The 17,958-nt window shown below is 39.3% G+C and carries 15 protein-coding genes and 1 tRNA gene; 12 read left to right on the top strand and 4 right to left on the bottom strand.

The window, feature by feature from the left end; genetic code table 11:
• The first annotated feature begins 3 nt into the window (after positions 1-3).
• Positions 4-942, top strand: a complete 939-nt coding sequence (whiA, locus tag GQR93_RS09105) for a DNA-binding protein WhiA (protein WP_003554556.1) — start codon at positions 4-6, stop codon at positions 940-942.
• 130 nt (positions 943-1,072) lie between these two features.
• Here whiA and GQR93_RS09100 read toward each other — a convergent pair whose 3' ends face one another.
• Both GQR93_RS09100 and GQR93_RS09095 read right to left on the bottom strand, forming a co-directional pair.
• A complete protein-coding gene (locus GQR93_RS09100; protein ID WP_375711592.1) occupies positions 1,073-2,149 on the bottom strand; it encodes a zinc-dependent alcohol dehydrogenase family protein in 1,077 nt (358 codons plus the stop codon).
• A 329-nt stretch (positions 2,150-2,478) separates the two neighbouring features.
• Positions 2,479-3,072, bottom strand: a complete 594-nt coding sequence (locus tag GQR93_RS09095) for an ATP-dependent Clp protease proteolytic subunit (RefSeq protein ID WP_035444804.1) — start codon at positions 3,070-3,072, stop codon at positions 2,479-2,481.
• 247 nt (positions 3,073-3,319) lie between these two features.
• On the opposite strand from GQR93_RS09095, the gene GQR93_RS09090 reads away from it, so the two are divergent.
• On the top strand, positions 3,320-4,231 hold the full coding sequence (locus GQR93_RS09090) for a VOC family protein (protein ID WP_003554550.1): 912 nt from the start codon (positions 3,320-3,322) through the stop codon (positions 4,229-4,231).
• Between the two features lie 150 nt (positions 4,232-4,381).
• On the opposite strand, the gene GQR93_RS09085 is transcribed toward GQR93_RS09090, so the two are convergent.
• Positions 4,382-4,453 (bottom strand) — tRNA-Arg (locus tag GQR93_RS09085).
• Between the two features lie 289 nt (positions 4,454-4,742).
• Here GQR93_RS09085 and gap point away from each other — a divergent pair.
• The 10 genes from gap (at position 4,743) to smpB (ending at position 17,196) form a co-directional block, all read left to right on the top strand.
• Positions 4,743-5,753: a type I glyceraldehyde-3-phosphate dehydrogenase gene (gap, locus tag GQR93_RS09080; RefSeq protein ID WP_003554547.1), complete on the top strand. Its 1,011-nt coding sequence runs from the start codon at positions 4,743-4,745 to the stop codon at positions 5,751-5,753.
• Between the two features lie 105 nt (positions 5,754-5,858).
• On the top strand, positions 5,859-7,073 hold the full coding sequence (locus tag GQR93_RS09075; RefSeq protein WP_003554545.1) for a phosphoglycerate kinase: 1,215 nt from the start codon (positions 5,859-5,861) through the stop codon (positions 7,071-7,073).
• Positions 7,074-7,418: 345 nt separating this feature from the next.
• Positions 7,419-8,177, top strand: a complete 759-nt coding sequence (gene tpiA / locus GQR93_RS09070) for a triose-phosphate isomerase (RefSeq protein ID WP_003554543.1) — start codon at positions 7,419-7,421, stop codon at positions 8,175-8,177.
• A 102-nt stretch (positions 8,178-8,279) separates the two neighbouring features.
• Positions 8,280-9,599, top strand: a complete 1,320-nt coding sequence (eno, locus tag GQR93_RS09065; RefSeq protein WP_003554541.1) for a phosphopyruvate hydratase — start codon at positions 8,280-8,282, stop codon at positions 9,597-9,599.
• Between the two features lie 111 nt (positions 9,600-9,710).
• On the top strand, positions 9,711-11,507 hold the full coding sequence (locus GQR93_RS09060) for a MucBP domain-containing protein (RefSeq protein WP_003554539.1): 1,797 nt from the start codon (positions 9,711-9,713) through the stop codon (positions 11,505-11,507).
• Positions 11,508-11,545: 38 nt separating this feature from the next.
• Positions 11,546-13,087 carry a ClC family H(+)/Cl(-) exchange transporter gene (locus GQR93_RS09055; protein WP_003554537.1) on the top strand — a complete coding sequence of 514 codons (1,542 nt, stop codon included), beginning with the start codon at positions 11,546-11,548 and terminating at the stop codon, positions 13,085-13,087.
• Between the two features lie 83 nt (positions 13,088-13,170).
• Positions 13,171-13,407 (top strand): preprotein translocase subunit SecG, encoded by a 237-nt coding sequence (gene secG / locus GQR93_RS09050; protein ID WP_003554535.1) that lies wholly within the window; start codon positions 13,171-13,173, stop codon positions 13,405-13,407.
• A gap of 184 nt (positions 13,408-13,591) precedes the next feature.
• Entirely contained in the window at positions 13,592-14,338 is a 747-nt protein-coding gene (locus tag GQR93_RS09045) for an alpha/beta hydrolase (RefSeq protein WP_003554533.1), read from the top strand.
• A gap of 15 nt (positions 14,339-14,353) precedes the next feature.
• Entirely contained in the window at positions 14,354-16,696 is a 2,343-nt protein-coding gene (gene rnr / locus GQR93_RS09040; protein WP_003554532.1) for a ribonuclease R, read from the top strand.
• Positions 16,697-16,722: 26 nt separating this feature from the next.
• Entirely contained in the window at positions 16,723-17,196 is a 474-nt protein-coding gene (gene smpB / locus GQR93_RS09035; protein WP_003554530.1) for an SsrA-binding protein SmpB, read from the top strand.
• A 119-nt stretch (positions 17,197-17,315) separates the two neighbouring features.
• On the opposite strand, the gene GQR93_RS09030 is transcribed toward smpB, so the two are convergent.
• Entirely contained in the window at positions 17,316-17,873 is a 558-nt protein-coding gene (locus GQR93_RS09030; RefSeq protein WP_003554526.1) for an LURP-one-related/scramblase family protein, read from the bottom strand.
• Between the last annotated feature and the right edge of the window lie 85 nt (positions 17,874-17,958).

Genomic DNA, 17,958 nt, shown 5'->3' with positions numbered 1-17,958 from the left:
CCAATGTCATACGCAAGCGAAGTTAAAAAGGAACTAACATCTTTAACGGTTCACAGAGATAATGCCAAAGCAGAATTAATGGCGCTGATTCGAATCAACGGATCCCTGTCAATTTCCAATCACCATTTTGTTTTAAATGTTTCATCGGAAAATCCAGCAATTGCAAGAAGAATGTATCAATTGCTTTCTAAGTTTTACGGTATTACCGGCGAATTGAGTGTTCGTCGAAAGATGAAGTTGAAGAAAAATAATTTGTATATTCTACGTGTTGAAAATAAAGCAACTGAAGTCTTAAATGATCTGGGAATCTTTGATGGCGTTCAAATTGTTGAACGGGTGCCACAAAAATTATTAACTAACGATGCACAGATCCGTTCATATTTACGAGGAGCCTTTTTAGCTAGTGGCTCAGTTAATAACCCTGAAACGTCGCGATACCATTTGGAAATTTATTCTTTGTATGAAAGCCACAATGAAATGATCGCGGAAATGATGAATAAGTATCATTTAAAAGCCAGGTCAACACAGCGGCGAAGTGGATACATTACTTATTTGAAAGAGGCCGAGAAGATTGCGGATTTTCTTCAATTAATCGGAGCAACCAGTTCAATGTTAAAGTTTGAAGATATTCGAATTGTTCGTGACATGCGGAACTCGGTGAACAGATTGGTTAACTGCGAAAACGCAAATTTAAATAAGGTAGCTAATGCTGCCAGCAAACAAATCGAAAATATTAAATTAATTGATGATGTTATGGGAATTAACAAATTAGCACCTAAGTTGGCTCAAGTTGCCAGGGCGCGTTTGAAGCACCCAGAAGTAAGTTTGAAAGAGCTTGGAGAATTAGTTGAAGGTGGGCCAATCTCAAAATCGGGTGTTAATCATCGATTAAGAAAGATTAATGAATTTGCCAGCAAGCTAGCTGAAGACCAGATTGCGTAGTTAAGACGGTTTCTTTTGATTTTAAGTTTTTGAAAATGGACATTTTTTGATAAAAACAAAACAGGAGGCTGGGACAACATATGTTGTCTCAACCTCCTGTTTTGTGACTAAGATAATTGTTAACTATTTTTTATCCTTCACTTACTCTTAATACACAAGCACCCTTAATGTCTCCAGCAGCTACATATTTTAGCGCTTCATCAGCTTTGGCAAGCGGATATTCATGAATTTCTGGATGGATATTCAGTCTGTCTGCCAATGTTAGAAATTCTTCGCCATCCCGGCGGGTATTACTTTCAACACTGGTTAAGTTCTTTTCATGGAAAATATGTTCAGTGTAGGTCAGTTGTGGAATGTCAGTTGAATGAATGCCAGCCATTGCCAACGTACCACCTGGTTTTAAAGCTTCAAGTGCTTTTGGCACAATATCGCCAACGGGGGCGTAGATAATAGCTGAATCCAATTTTACCGGAGGAAGATCATAGGCGCCATTGGCAGATGCAGCGCCAAGTTCCAATGCAAATTTTCGAGCATCCTTACCTCGAGTTAGAACATGAACCTCGATTCCTTGAGCCATCGCCAATTGAGCAGTTAAATGAGCGGAACCGCCAAACCCATATAATCCCAATCGGCCACCGGCAGGTACATTTGCACGTTCAAAAGCGCGATACCCGATAATGCCGGCGCATAAAAGCGGTGCGGCAGTCATTGAATCAAATCTTTCGGGAATTCGATAAGCAAACCCCTCTGGAACTGTCACATATTCAGCGTATCCGCCGTCGTGGTCCCAGCCGGTGTATAACGAATTGGGGCAGAGGTTTTCTTTACCTGCTCGGCAATATTCACAAACGCCACAGGTCCAACGTAACCAAGGCACCCCAATTCTATCTCCAAGCTCGAATCGGCTGGTTCCCGGACCGTTCTTAACAACCTTTCCGACAATCTCATGTCCAGGAGTGACGTGTTCCTGATGAACAGGTAAGTCGCCTTCAGTAACGTGTAAGTCGGTGTGACAAACACCACAGGCAATAATGTGTACCAAAACTTCGCCCCGCTTTGGAGTTGGAACTGGTTTGGTTGTAAACTTCAGTGGCGATGGATTGGCATCAAGCGGTCCTGGCTTAACAACTTCCCAAGCCTTCATTTCGGTAGGAATCGTTTCATCTTTTTCAGTTGATTCAATTACTTTTGTTTTATCCGAAGTCATTGTATTTTTCATCTTATTAGCCTCTATTCATTGATTAAGCGTTAGAACACAAGCGATTTATTCGAATTATCTATCACTAATAATTCGTTTTAAGTAACTATCGTTTGAGCTTGTTACTTATTTAACTTTTACAAGTACATTTTAGGTCCTAAAATGTGATTTATCAATGATCGTTACTTGATGATGATAAGAGTACAGCACGCAAGAAGAATTTCGGAACAGTCATTTTTCTGAGTCAACGTCAGAATAAAAAAAGCATAAAAAAACCGAGGCCCAAAAATTGGTCTCGGAAATAGTTGGATCAGTTTCGATCCGTAGTTAATTAAAATTTATTTTTTCTCAGAACTGTTTGTCATGATGCCATCCAACAAACCGTAATCAACAGCTTCCTGAGCGGTCAAGTAGTTATCACGTTCAGTATCCTTATTGATTTTTTCAATTGGTTGACCAGAATTCTTTGCTAAGAGTTCATTAATCATTTTACGAGCTTTGAGAATTTCTTCAGCGGCAATCTCAATTTCAGTTTGTTGACCTTGGGCACCACCAGAAGGTTGGTGAATCAAAACTTGGGCGTGTGGCAATGCAAAACGCTTGCCCTTTGCTCCAGAAGAAGCAAGAACGGAAGCCATTGAGGCAGCCATACCCATAACGATAGTTTGAACATCTGCTTTTACAAAGTTCATTGTATCGAAAATTGCCATACCTGATGTGATGACACCACCAGGTGAGTTGATGTAGAGATAAATATCTTTTTCAGAGTCTTGAGCATCCAAGAATAGCAATTGTGCAATGATTGCATTTGCCATGTCATCCTCGATTGGTCCTGACAACATGATGATACGGTCTTTTAACAAACGTGAGTAAATATCATAAGCACGTTCGCCATTAGCGGATTGTTCAATAACGGTTGGCACTAAATTCATTGAATATGCCTCCTTATCAATTTTATGAAAGATGGCTTTTGCCAAGTTCATGATTACAGTTTAGTTGATTGGTCAAAAAAGGTCAAATAGTTTGCTTATCTTGTTTATGGAAAACGGGTTATAGGTTAAAATCAAAGGTTTTGTGACTTGCAGTCGGTGGTATTCTTAAACGTCACAATGCTTAGAAAGCGGATACATTCATGATACAATTATATTAGAATGATTTACTAGCCGGGAGGCATATAATATGCAAACACATCATATTTCATTATTAACCCGAGATGCAGAACAAAATGTTCATTTCTATACGAAAGTTTTAGGGATGCGACTTGTCAAAAATAGTGTTAATCAAGAAAACATCAGAATTAGGCATTTATTTTATGGCGATTATTTAGGGACGCCGGGGACAGTTGTGACATTTTTTGTTTTGCCATTACTTGGCAGAAGAACGGATGGGAAACATTTCTTTAATAATATTAAATTAGCAATTCCACAGGGAAGTACGGATTATTGGCATCATCGTTTGGATGATCAAGGTATTGAAGTAACCGAAATTGGGAATGGTCTTAAATTTAACGATCCGGATAATATTGAGATTAAAATGTTAGAAACACCTGAACGTCTGACTGATTGGCGGGTAGTGCCAAATAATGGGATTCCAGCAGAAAATCAAATTGCCCGCTTCCTGGGTACAGAATTACATGTGCCGGACCCGACAGCTACCGCATCGTTCTTTCATGATTGGCTGGGTATTACAGTTAAAGACAATGTAGTTGAGTTGGAAGGCCATGAATCAATCGACTTATTTAAGAGCCAACAGCCCGAGGTAAGAACACGGTTTGGCCGGGGAAGTATTGACCATATTGCGTTGCAGGTTCCGAGTGAAAAGGTATTGTTCGATTTTTGGGATAAGGCAGAAAAAATGAACCTTAATCGAGAAGAGTACGCTGATCGTGGTTGGTTCAAGAGTATATATGTTCGTGATCCTGGGGATAACCGGATCGAATTAGCGACAACTGCACCAGGATTTGGTTTAGAGGAATCGATTTTGACGATGGGATCTCAGCTTTCATTGCCGCCAAAGTTCATGGATCAAAAACAATCTATTATTGACTTTTATGCCAAACAGGGTGTTGATTTTCATGACGTTGATGATTAATTTGTATGAAAAGGTTTGAAGCGTTCATCTCGAGTTGTTTACAAGTAGACGATTATTTCACAGATTTGAATGATGTTTGATGATTAAAAAAGAGACTAAATCAAAGATTAACTTTGGTTCGGTCTCTTTTACTTTTGAAGAATAGTTTAATGCGCCCGGGGGGAATCGAACCCTCATTTCAAGAACCGGAATCTTACGTGCGATCCATTACACTACGGGCGCAAAAAAGTTTTCTAATGCAACTCACTATACCAATATACTAGAATTTAATGGATTTTTCAAGACAAAGAAAAATCGAATTAGTGAAAGCGGTTACTAGCGTAGAACTCATTGCAATTATTCAGTGGTCTGCTATACTCGTACTTGGGTAATATTTCAATTTACTCGATGCGCCTTGATTGAGATTTTATTCACAAGGTGCTGACTTTGTTTTCAATTAGTGGTACGATTAGTTTCGTACTATCTGATAATATTTAATATTTTCTTATTTCCTAAAGGAGGAAAACACAGTATGACTGTAAAGATTGGTATTAATGGTTTTGGCCGAATTGGTCGTTTGGCATTCAAACGAATTCACGAATTACACTCCGATGAAATCGAAGTTGCCGCAATTAACGATTTAACCACTCCATCAATGTTGGCATATCTTTTGAAATATGATTCAACACATGGACGTTTCCCTGGAGATGTTTCTTCAACTGACAAGGGTATCGTTGTTGATGGTAAGGAAATTCCTGTATACGCTGAAAAAGATGCTTCTAACCTTCCTTGGGTTAAAAACGATGGCGTTGATTTCGTTCTTGAATGTACTGGTTTTTACACATCCGAAGAAAAATCACAAGCTCACATCAAAGCTGGTGCAAAGCGTGTCTTGATTTCAGCTCCTGCTGGTCAAATTAAGACTGTTGTTCCTGGTGTTAACTTGGACACACTTAACTCAAACGATGTTATTGTTTCAGCTGGTTCATGCACAACTAACTGCTTGGCTCCAATGGCATACTTTATTAACAAAGAATTTGGCATCAAAGTTGGTACAATGACTACTGTTCATGCATTCACTGCATCACAACAAATTCTTGATGGTCCTAAGACTAAGAAGAAGCGTAATAACCGTACTGCCTCTGCAAACACGATTCCTCATTCAACAGGTGCTGCTAAGGCTATTGGTCTTGTTATTCCAGAACTTGCTGGTAAATTACAAGGACATGCACAACGTGTTGCTGTTGTTGATGGTTCATTAACTGAATTAATTGCAATTCTTGACAAGAAAGTAACTGCAGACGAAGTTAACGAAGCTATCAAGAAGCACACTGAAGGTAACGAAGCATTTGGTTACAATGCTGACGAAATTGTTTCGTCAGATATCATTGATGATCCACACGGTTCAGTATTTGATCCTACTCAAACTGAGGTTACTAGTGCCGGTGATGACCAACTTGTTAAGACCGTTGCTTGGTATGACAACGAATGGGGCTTCACTTGCAACATGGTTCGTACCTTGTTGAAGTTTGCTTCACTTTAATAATTAAGTTATACAATCGGCGGAGAGGGCGTCTTCTCCGTCTTTTGTTATCTAAGTATATGTTTTAATAATCACAAACGATCTTGTGTATAGGAGGCTTCTAAATTGGCAAAATTAACAGTTTCTGATTTGGATCTTGAAGGTAAAAAAGTATTAATGCGTGTTGACTTTAATGTTCCAATCAAAGATGGTGTGATTGGTGATGACAACCGAATTCAGGCTGCTTTACCAACTATTAAATTTGTTTTGGATCATAAGGGTAAGGCAATCTTATTCTCTCATTTAGGCCGAATTAAAAAAGAAGAAGACAAAAAGGGTCTTTCATTACGTCCTGTTGCCGAACGACTCTCAAACTTGTTGAACAAACCGGTGACTTTTGTTCCTGTAACAGAAGGTAAACAACTGGAAGATGCAATTAACAAGTTGGAAAACGGTAACGTTCTTCTTGTTGAAAACACACGTTATGAAGATGTTGTAAATGGAGAATACGTCAAACGCGAATCAGGCAATGATCCTAAACTTGGCGAATACTGGGCATCTTTGGGTGATGAATACATCAATGATGCATTCGGTACTGCTCACCGTCAACATGCTTCTAACGTTGGTATTGCTGAAGCAATGCACAAATCAGGCAAGCCTGTTGCTGCTGGCTTCTTGATGGAAAAAGAAATCCAATTCTTGGGTGAAGCTGTCAATAATCCACAACGTCCATTCGTTGCGATTCTTGGTGGTGCAAAAGTTTCCGACAAGATTGGTGTTATTGATAACCTATTGAGCAAAGCTGACAAGATTATCATCGGTGGTGGTATGACTTATACATTTTACGCTGCCAAGGGTATCAAAGTTGGTGACTCATTAGTTGAAAAAGACAAAATTGATGTTGCTAAGAGCATCCTTGAAAAGGGTGGCGACAAGATCGTCCTTCCTGTCGATAATATTGTTGCTAAGAGCTTCAATAACGATGCAGAACATAAAGTTGTCGAAGGCGACATTGATGATGGCTGGATGGCACTGGATATTGGTCCTAAGTCAATTGATGATTTTGAAAAAGTTCTTAAAGATGCAAAGACGGTTGTTTGGAATGGTCCAATGGGTGTGTTCGAAATGTCCAACTTTGCTCAAGGAACGCTTAAAGTTGGCGAATTCTTAGGCTCATTGACTGACGCAACGACCATTGTTGGTGGTGGCGATTCAACTGCTGCTGTTAAGCAGCTTGGTGTTGCTGATAAATTAACTCATATTTCAACCGGTGGCGGCGCTTCACTTCAATACCTTGAAGGTAAGACACTTCCCGGCATTGCTGCAATCGACAATAAATAAGTTTAAAATCCCGCTTTGTCGGGATTTTTTTATCTGAATGCTGGACCCACCATGATCGAGATATTAATGCGGCAGTTAATATCTTTAATTGCGGATTAAGAGCTATTGGCTAGAAACTAGCCGTGGTAAAAGAGCGAAGTTCTGTAGGTTAGGTCTTCGGCATACCGATACAACATCCTAAATACGACTTCGTGTTCCCAGAAGCTCGGTCATTCATGACCGAGTAGTTCACAATAGGGTTCAGGCGCATATTATTTTAAAATTGGTATAGTGTTATTCGTGGCTTTTGGGGTTTCTTTTGTTACAATAATTTTAAGCAATTAATTGTAAAGGAATGATTTGATTATGAGAATTCCGTTTGTTGCCGGTAATTGGAAAATGAATTTATCGGTAGATGAGTCTGTTAAGTTTCTGGAAACAATCAAAGGAAAGCTTCCTGACCCGAAAGTTACTGAAACCTGCATTGCTGCTTCACCACTATTTTTGGAAAGTATGATTAAGCATAATGCAGATTCACCGCTAATTATTGCGGCCGAAAACTGTTTTTATGAAGACGAGGGTGCTTATACTGGAGAAACCAGTCCGGAAGCGCTGAATGAAATGGGAGTTACCCATGTTATTATCGGCCACTCGGAACGGCGGAAGTATTTCAATGAGACCGATGACATTATTAACAAAAAGGTTCATGCTGCTTTTCGAAATCATTTGACACCGATCATTTGTTGTGACGAGACGATGAGCCGACGTCAATCTGCAGAACGAATTTCGTGGGTTGTCAGCCAAGTCACTAATGCGCTTAAATCTGTCACTGCAGATCAGGCTAAAAGCATTATTTTAGCTTATGAACCAAGTTGGGCAATTGGGAGCGGTAAAACTGCCAGCACTGATGAAGCAGAAGAAGGATGCTACTTAATTCGACAAACAATTGCCGATTTGTATTCTGATGATGTTGCCAATCAGGTTCGTGTGTTGTACGGTGGAAGTGTTAACGATAATAATGCCGATGATATTTTAGCTCAAACCGATATTGATGGTGTTTTGGCTGGTGGTGCCAGTTTAAAGGCTGATTCATTCTTGAAACTTGCAAATTTCTTACAAAAATAGCTAAGATTCGCAGTTTTATATTGAAACTTGAGCGTTAAACTAATAAAATTAAGTTGAACCTTGTACAAAAGGTCACAACTTTCGCTAAGGAGAGAAAAAAATATGTCAATTATTTCTGATATTTATGCCCGTGAGGTTCTTGACTCTCGTGGTAACCCAACTGTTGAAGTTGAATTATATACCGAAGCAGGTGCAATGGGTCGCGGAATCGTGCCTTCAGGTGCTTCAACCGGTGAACACGAAGCCGTTGAACTCCGTGATGGTGACAAAGACCGTTACATGGGTAAGGGCGTTACCAAAGCCGTTGATAATGTAAACAACATCATCGCCAAAGAAATTGTTGGCTACGATGTAACTGATCAATTAGCTATTGATAAGGCTATGATTCAATTGGACGGTACGCCAAATAAAGGTAAGTTGGGTGCAAATGCCATTCTTGGTGTATCACTTGCTGCCGCACGTGCTGCCGCTGATGAATTAGAGATGCCACTATATAACTACCTCGGTGGTTTCAATGCCCACTTGCTTCCAACACCAATGCTAAACGTTATTAATGGTGGTAAGCATGCAAACAACAAGGTTGATTTCCAGGAATTCATGATTATGCCTGTTGGTGCCCCTAGCATCAAAGAAGCTATTCGTTGGAGTTCAGAAACTTTCCATAATTTGAAGAACTTGTTAAACGAACGTGGTTATTCAACCGCTGTTGGTGACGAAGGTGGTTTTGCGCCAGATCTTAAGAACAATGAGGAACCATTTGAAATCCTTGTTGAAGCTATCCAACGTGCCGGCTACAAACCAGGCAAGGATATTGCGATTGCTTTTGACTGCGCCGCTTCAGAATTCTATAACACTGAAACTAAGAAGTATGATTTGAAGGGTGACGGAAAGTCATACACTGCTGATGAATTTGTTTCATTGCTTGAAGGTATCGTTGACAAATACCCAGTTATTTCAATTGAGGATCCACTTGACGAAAATGAATGGGCAGATTGGCAAATGGCTACCCAACGTCTTGGCAAAAAGGTTCAAATTGTTGGTGATGATTTGTTTGTTACTAACACTGACTACCTTAAGAAAGGTATCAAGATGGGCGTTGCCAATGCTATCTTAATCAAGCTTAACCAAATCGGTACTTTAACTGAAACTGTTGAAGCTGTTGAAATGGCTCGTGAAGCAGGATACACTGCTATCATTTCACACCGTTCCGGTGAAACTGAAGATACAACGATTGCTGACCTTGTTGTGGCTCTTAATGCAGGTCAAATCAAGACTGGTTCAATGAGCCGTGGCGAACGTATTGCTAAGTACAATCAATTGATGAGAATTGAAGATCAACTTGGTGATGTTTCCGAATACAAAGGTATTCACTCATTCTACAATTTATCAGAACAAGCTCGTGATGACATTCAAAGCAAGTAGTAATTGATAAAAAGATCGCAGAAATGCGGTTTTTTTATATCTCTTACAAAATAATTTTGACTTAATAAAATAAAGAAACCTTCATTTTGCGTAATTAATATTACACACTAAATGGAGGTTTTTATTTTGAAAAAGGTTATTTTGTTTTCAGTAGGTTTGATGAGTTTGGCAGCGCCGATTGTAAGTCGGGCGGCGGAGAGTGAACAAACATCTCCTAGGGAATTTAATGTTTATGTACGTGAACAAATAAAGGATGCAAAAGGACACTTGAGTTCCAGATCAATTCTTAGTTCAGATGGTAAAAAAGATGCTTCTTATAAGGAAAAAATTGATCCAAAAGATGAGAATTTCAAATTTATCCCTAAGACGTTACCCGGCTATAAGCTGTTAGATGGGGAAACAGCTATTAAGGGAAGTATCAAAAACGGCTTTACAGTTACTTATGTATCAGATAATCATCCAGAAAAACTTTTTCAGCAGGTAACGAGCAATGATACATCGTCAAATAAGACAGATTTTGACAGAATAACGGAAAATAAAAAAATTAATTCTGATAATCATTCAGACGTTAAAACTGGAGAAATTGTTGGCAACTTTAAACAAAGCGATCTTTCTAATTTGAATGAACAAAATGCTAAAAAACGCCCCAAAAATAAAACCGCCTCTGATGAACAAGTTAATAGTGGAAGAAAAGACGACGAAGACGTAACAACACAGCAGGTAGTTAAAGAGGAGCAATCAATTGGCACTCCAAAAGAAGCAGAGCCATCGTCAACGATGAATAACCTTGCAGGCTCTAATTTAAGTGATGATCTCAAGGGACAAAAGCCAACTGATAGGCATTTAGTAGAAAAAGACTTTTCAAAAGGGTCCAAACAACTTCTAGTGGATCAATCTATTAATTCTAAAAAGTCAACCCAACTCGCAAAAAGCAAGGGGTTAAGTTCGGATACTTTTGGGATTAACGAGGGACAGGTTCAACATGAAGTGAATAAAATAAGTGCAGACAAGGGAACAAGCCATCCGACACAATCGCGATTCGCGAAAAAGGTTAGCAGGGAACAAAATAAAATGGGCCTTAAATCCAGTCATATGATCAAAGTACAGGGGCTCGACGAAACCGGCAATGATTTGTTTTTGAAAGTGATTGATAGGTCCAAGGTAGCAGATATTTTTCATGAAAATATCGAATTCTATGGCTATGAGTGGCAATCCACGACGTATGACAAACAGAAAGATCTTTACTTGCTTCAATATCAAAGAAATGATGTTAAAGTGACCATTGTTAATGTCGATGAAAACGGCCACCAACTTTCAAAAAGCACCCTTTCAGGAAAATTCGGAGAAAAGTTGCATTATGTGCCAATCTCAATTGATGGCTATCGGTCTATTATTACCGATAAACAAATAACGCTATCAACAATGACACCGGCTAATGTTAAAATTAATTATGTAAAAGATAATGACAAGAAAATGGATTTGCAGGTCAATCATTCTGAACTTCCGGTAACAAATAAGGAAAGGTCTTTGGAAAATACGCCCAAAGATGTGTTCGAAGACACGAAAAACCAAAACGTGGTATTAAACGATCAAGGTGTTTCCAAAGAGGTCAATGATAAGGCAGAAGATAAAAAACAAAATAATCAAGTGACCCAAAAGACTGGCAGGTCAACTAGGGGACGTTCCAAAAATAAACATGTTGTCTTATCTAAAAAGGCCACTGATCCAAAATCATCGGCACAGCAGGTATCTGAATCTTCAAATAGTGAGACCACCCGTTCTTCAAAAGCGGGTCGATCTTCTAATCGATTGCCGCAAACTGGGGATGCTGATTCTAAAAGGGGGATTATCATTGGCTTGGGATTACTTATTTCACTATTGGTTCCCAAGCTAAAGAAATGGATTTAAGTGGTTGTGATATGATAAGTGTTAGAAATGATTAAGGGATGAAAAACGTGCAGGTTCAGGGTAACTATAAATTGTCTCAGCTAAAATTTATCTTTAATGGCCTTATTATCGGTATTTTAGCCGGAATTGTGGTCTCTCTTTTTAGATGGTCCATCCAACACATGATGACGATAATGCAGATCCTGTACACGGGTATATTTAAGAAACCAATACTGATGTTGTTGTGTCTTGCCATTAATTTGAGTGTTGGTCTCATTATAGGCATGCTGTTACGACAACAACCCGATATCAAAGGATCAGGAATTCCACAGGTTGAAGGACAACTACGAGACGAGCTTGATTATCCATGGTGGTCTGTGCTCTGGCGTAAATTTGTCGGTGGTATTCTTGCAATTGGCAGTGGCTTATACTTGGGACGTGAAGGACCTTCGATTCAATTGGGGTCAACGCTTGGACAGGGGCTGGCACACTTAACCAAGCAGGTAGGGTTTGACCGGCAGGTGCTGATTTCAAGTGGTGCTGCTGCCGGCTTAAGTGCCGCGTTTAATGCTCCAATTGCCAGTACGTTATTTGTTCTTGAAGAAATTTATCATAATTTTTCAACAAACATTTGGATTGTTTCATTAACTTCTGCAATCACATCCGATATGGTTGCAACCTATGTTTTTGGTCTGAAACCTGTTCTGTATATGAAAAGCCAGCCGCTTCCGCTTCGGTATTTTATCTGGGTCGTTATCCTTGGAATTGCGTTGGGATTGCTTGGCCGATTTTATCAGCTTATCATTTTAAGAATGGGCGGTTGGTATCATCGGATTAGCAAACTACCGTGGTACTATCAGGGTATTATTCCGTTACTGTTGATTATTGGTTTGGGGGCTTATTTCCCGAATTTGTTGGGTGGTGGCAATTATATCATCCTTCAGTTGACGGGCGCCGGCTATTCAACGTTGGTGCTTTGCGCTTTCTTCCTGATCCGATTCGCTTTTTCAATGATTTCATATGGCAGTGGTCTTCCTGGAGGAATCTTCTTACCAATCCTTTGTCTGGGAGGCTTGATTGGTGCGATTATTGGCAATATCGCAATTCAATATGGGTTTATCTCGCAAACATACTTATCGAGTTTTATTATTATGGGGATGGCTGGCTATTTTGCAGCTATCAGCAAGGCGCCTTTTACAGCAATTCTCTTGATCACAGAGATGGTTGGTACATTGACACACCTACTTGGATTGGCAACGGTTTGCCTAATTGCATATAGTGTTTTAGACGCCTTGAACGGCAAACCGGTTTATTATGCGATGCTTCAACAGTTGTTAAAGGTTAAACGGCAGTTTCATCTTGGTCGAACCGCACAAATAGTAACGCCCATATTTGCAGGTGCCTACATGGATGGAAAAATTGTAAGTCAGATACCATGGCCAAATGGATCTTTATTAACAAAGATTTTGAGAGATGGCATTGAAATTGTCCCTTCAGGCCATACAATGCTTCGATGGGGCGACACGCTTTATATTAATGTTTCGACAAATAAACAGCATGAAATAACAGCTGATTTGACAAAACTTAGTTCAGAAAGTTGATGGCTAGGTGTGGAATAAACGTTGATAATGTGTTAACTTAGTATGAGTAGTATTGAGCCGATTTTACGGTGGGAGGCTGTAACGTGTACAACTTATTGATAACATTACTATTGATCGACTGTGTATTAATTACAATCGCGGTATTAATGCAACCATCAAAGACTAATGATGCGATGTCTGCCTTAACCGGTGGTGCAGATGACTTGTTTGCCAAGCAGAAGCCACGTGGTTTTGAAGCATTCATGCAAAAAACAACCGTTGTTTTGGGAATAATCTTTTTTGTATTATCCTTAGGACTGGTTTGGTTATCATCTCATTAGTATTTACTCCTCCTGTTTAAATACAGGGGGATTTTTATTATAATTAGTGTTAGGGTAAAAGAAGTTATGTTAAATCCAAGCTAAAAAGAAGTTGCTGCGAGCATCAAGATTGGCTGATGTGCACAGTTAATGATGTCATTCTAAATAATTACAGCTGCTATACTGTAGAGGGGAATGAAAGAATATGCAAGCACCAAATAAGTCGTTTTATTTCGAACATGGTCCCAAGGCCATTATTTTAATGCATGCATTTGCAAGTGGTCCAGTTGATGTTAGGCTGCTGGCCCGACGCCTTGAGCGAAGTAATTATTCAATATACGCACCGTTGTTAACCGGGCATGGGACTCCGGACTTTAAAGATATTATTCTTCAGGGGTCTCCTGAAATTTGGCTGGAAGATACGCAACAGGCAATCCAATTTATGAAGCATCAAGGTTTTGAAGATATTAGTATCTTTGGAATCTCGTTGGGAGGCATTTTTTCTGCCAGAGCGCTTGAATTACATCCAGAGTTAGTCGGTGGTGGTTCATTTGGCTCTCCAATAGTTCGAAAGCGACAGTTTAGTGTTCATAATACCTTTATGCAGATGGCACGGGCTAACTATCTTCGCTATAAAACAGATCCGAAAGTCATGGCCGATAAATTGCAGTGGCTGGATGAGCATATTGATGACTTACTAAAAAGAATTTCCGACTTTAGTGCAGTCGTTGCTTCTGATCTTCCTAAAATTCATCAACCATATTTCATAGGTCAGGGAATGAGCGATGAAATAGTGAACCCTGAAAGTAGTCAATTAGTGCGTGATCAGCTTGTTAATAGTAAAGTGAGTTATCATGAATACCCAAATGCCAGTCATATGATTACTGTTAATTCAGCTCATCAGCAGCTCGAAATTGATTTAAGTAACTTTTTAACTAAAATTTATGAATAATACGAGGAATAAAGATTGCAAGATAATGATTTAAAAACAGAAATTGAGAACGTCCTTAGAACATATCCCGACAATGAATTTTCAGTAGAAAAAATTGCCGATGTTTTAAGATACCATGGATCAGAGTCTTTTAAGCTGATTGTTCAGGAATTGGCGGGCTTGGAGCGCGACGGTATTGCGGTGGTCACACAAGATGGCAAGTTTCAAATGAACCCTGATAAGCAAAAGTTATCCGGCATTTTTCATGCTAATGATAAGGGATTCGGGTTTGTTGCTTATGATGATATCGCACCTGATGCCTACATTGCACCTGATAACACGATGAATGCATTAAACGGCGATACCGTTGAAATGGAAATTGTTAAGCCGGCGGAGCCTGGATCTGATCGGGGCCCGGAAGGCAAAGTCACATCGATTACTGATCGAAAGTATAAACGAGTCGTTGGACCATTTTCAAAATCCGAAAATCGTCACTATTTTGGTGAGGTTAAATTAACTGATAAAAAAATTGCAAAATATAAGTTTTATATTAACGATATTGGCTTAAAACCAACACCAGGTGAAGTTATTACTGCTCAAATTACCGAGTATCCCAATGCAGATCATCCAGATTATATGGTTGGTATTGCGGATGAAGTTATTGGTGCAGTCGACGACCCGGGTATCGATATTTTACAAATTGTTTATTCTCACGATATTCCTGCAGAGTTTCCAGAAGACGTTCTTCAGGCCGCTGATGCTATTCCAGATCACGTAACCGAAGAAGAAAAGGCTGGTCGTGAAGATATTACCGACCAAGATTTAGTGACGATTGATGGTGAGTCGTCAAAGGATTTGGATGATGCGGTAACAGCTTGGAAACTACCTAACGGGAACTACCATCTTGGTGTTCATATTGCAGATGTCAGTCACTATGTAAAGGCTGGTGGGCTAATTGACAAGGAGGCATATAGACGGGGGACCTCCGTCTATTTGACTGACCGGGTTATTCCAATGTTGCCTCGACGACTATCTAATGGCATTTGCTCGTTAAACGAAGGTGAATTGCGACTTTGTATGAGTTGTGAGATGGAAATTGATCAGTCGGGAAATGTTGTCAAGCATCGGATTCATCCAAGCTTAATGCGGTCCAAAGCTAGAATGACTTATACTGCAGTTAACAAAATTTTGGAATCTCATGATCAAAAGACTATGGACGAATATAATGAACTGGTTCCAATGTTTGAGACAATGGGAGAACTTCACAGGATCTTGTATAAACAACGTCATGCGCGTGGGGCAATTGATTTTGATGATAATGAAGCAGAAATCATTGTCGACGAAAAAGGGCATCCAATTGATATTAAGTTAAGGATCCGTGGACTTGCTGAAAAGATGATTGAATCATTTATGCTGGCAGCTAACGAAACGGTCGCCAAAAATTATTACGAGGCTCATGTTCCATTTATTTACCGGGTCCATGAACAGCCGGATGCAGATCGAATTAAGACTTTCTTTGAGACGTTAACGGCTTTTGGAATTAATGTTAAAGGAGATCCTAAGCATATTACGCCAAAGACACTTCAAAATATTTTGAAGAAGGTTGCTGGTAAACCGGAAGAGATGATGGTTTCGGTAATGTTGCTGAGGAGTTTAAAGCAAGCGAGATATGCCGATCAGTCTTTAGGACATTTTGGTTTGGCAGCACCATTCTACACGCATTTCACATCACCAATTCGTCGCTATCCTGATACAATGGTTCATCGGATGATCCATTATTATGAAGATAATGGTATCAATGATGAAACCAAGAAGAAGTACGCAAATGTGTTGGATGAAATTGCGACAACTACTTCTGAATACGAGCGCCGTGCGGTGGATGCAGAACGTGATACGGATGCTATGAAGAAAGCCGAGTACATGAATGATCATATCGGTGAAGAGTTTGATGGTGTCGTTAGCTCTGTTATGAAATTCGGTTTATTTATTGAATTACCAAACACTGTTGAAGGATTGGTTCATATCAGCCGAATGAGTGATGACTACTATCAGTATGTTGAGCAGTTTATGGCACTTGTTGGTCGCAGAACTCATAGAACCTATAAAATGGGACAGCCAATCCGGGTAAAAGTTATCAATGTTGATGTTGAACAGAGTGCGGTTGATTTTGATGTTGTCAACCCGGAAGATACGCCAACCAGTAACTATTTACCAAAAGAATCATATCATCGTCATAACAATGATCAACGTCATAGTAACAACAGTAATCACGGTGGTGGTGCTAATATTCATTTTAGCAACAACAATAATAATCGAAATAATCATCGTTCTAATAAGAATTCAAAATCTAAGAAACAATATGGTCGTAAAAAGCACTAATTGTTTTGAAAAGCAGGTGAGATTATATGGCCAAACGAAAACATAAGCAAAATAATGATAATTTGATGGCGCAAAACAAGAAAGCCCGTCACGACTATTCAATACTTGAGACTTATGAAGCTGGCATTGTCCTCACCGGGACTGAAATTAAATCAATCCGTGATCGTCGAATTAATTTAAAAGATGGATTCGTGCAGATTCGAAATGGTGAGGCCTACATGGTGAATGTTCACATTAGTGAATATGCACAAGGAAATCAATTTAATCATGATCCGCTTCGAAATCGTAAACTTTTATTGCACAAAAAAGAAATTCGTAAATTAGGACAGGCGACACAAGATAAGGGTGTCACAATTGTGCCACTCAAGGTTTATCTGAAAAGTGGATTTGCCAAGGTTTTAATTGGTGTTGCAAAAGGTAAGCGTGAGTATGATAAACGTGAAACGATTAAGCGCCGTGATGAACAACGAACCATCGAGCGGGTTATGAAGCGATTTTAAATGAGTCGGTGTGAAAGTTTTTTAAGAAATATGTTTTAGTAACCAAAAAAGGAGAACCAAGGCAATATTTGCTTGGATCTCCTTTTTGTTATCATAATCTAAATAAAATTCACCATCTTTTATTTCTTTAAAAAATGGCATTCACCCCACTGGGGTTTAGCACCCTTAGGGTATTTATCCAATGACGGTAACTTTAGTTTCGATGTGTGAACCAGCGATGGGTGATTTAGAATTGCTGAAATAAGTGCCACCATTGGTTCATGCTCAATATTTTCAACATTCAATAGCCGGATGACTTGATCGGCTTGTGCATATGATTTGATAGAGGCAATTTTTTGTCGACCATGGGTAATTATATATGATTGTTTTTCCTGATTGCCAACGACCAGCCAATTAATGCCGTTGATGAACAAAGTTGTATAATGCATTGAAAAATGCAGAACTGAACTTCCAACAAATTGATTGAAACAAAAAAGGTCAAAGCGAGGTGTTACGCCAAGGGACTGTTGCCTTACCTCTGCCAGAACATCCCCTGTTAATGAGTAGACCGAGAAAGTATCGGAAACCAGCCCCCACTTACCAACGATTAAATATTTCGTGTCTTTATATTCATCAATGATTTTGCATGATCTTGTATGGTCCAGTTCGGACAGATTGATCTGAATTTTTCGACTCATAGAGACATTTCCTTTTCGTTTATTAAGAACATTCTACCACGGATTGGAAAAATAGTTGCTAATGTTATTTGAAAAGGGATATGGT

The sequence above is a fragment of the Lentilactobacillus hilgardii genome (assembly GCF_009832765.1).
GTDB classification, from domain to species: domain Bacteria; phylum Bacillota; class Bacilli; order Lactobacillales; family Lactobacillaceae; genus Lentilactobacillus; species Lentilactobacillus hilgardii.
This window is presented reverse-complemented; position numbering and strand designations above follow the sequence as displayed.

What these genes read in the sequence shown, in the direction of transcription:
- tpiA (WP_003554543.1), top strand. Translation starts at nt 7,419, where the DNA reads ATGAGAATTCCGTTTGTTGCCGGTAATTGGAAAATGAATTTATCGGTA.
- GQR93_RS09030 (WP_003554526.1), bottom strand. Translation starts at nt 17,873, where the DNA reads ATGAGTCGAAAAATTCAGATCAATCTGTCCGAACTGGACCATACAAGA.
- GQR93_RS09095 (WP_035444804.1), bottom strand. Translation starts at nt 3,072, where the DNA reads ATGAATTTAGTGCCAACCGTTATTGAACAATCCGCTAATGGCGAACGT.
- GQR93_RS09060 (WP_003554539.1), top strand. Translation starts at nt 9,711, where the DNA reads ATGGAGGTTTTTATTTTGAAAAAGGTTATTTTGTTTTCAGTAGGTTTG.
- GQR93_RS09055 (WP_003554537.1), top strand. Translation starts at nt 11,546, where the DNA reads ATGAAAAACGTGCAGGTTCAGGGTAACTATAAATTGTCTCAGCTAAAA.
- GQR93_RS09045 (WP_003554533.1), top strand. Translation starts at nt 13,592, where the DNA reads ATGCAAGCACCAAATAAGTCGTTTTATTTCGAACATGGTCCCAAGGCC.
- GQR93_RS09090 (WP_003554550.1), top strand. Translation starts at nt 3,320, where the DNA reads ATGCAAACACATCATATTTCATTATTAACCCGAGATGCAGAACAAAAT.
- gap (WP_003554547.1), top strand. Translation starts at nt 4,743, where the DNA reads ATGACTGTAAAGATTGGTATTAATGGTTTTGGCCGAATTGGTCGTTTG.
- smpB (WP_003554530.1), top strand. Translation starts at nt 16,723, where the DNA reads ATGGCCAAACGAAAACATAAGCAAAATAATGATAATTTGATGGCGCAA.
- eno (WP_003554541.1), top strand. Translation starts at nt 8,280, where the DNA reads ATGTCAATTATTTCTGATATTTATGCCCGTGAGGTTCTTGACTCTCGT.
- GQR93_RS09100 (WP_375711592.1), bottom strand. Translation starts at nt 2,149, where the DNA reads ATGACTTCGGATAAAACAAAAGTAATTGAATCAACTGAAAAAGATGAA.
- whiA (WP_003554556.1), top strand. Translation starts at nt 4, where the DNA reads ATGTCATACGCAAGCGAAGTTAAAAAGGAACTAACATCTTTAACGGTT.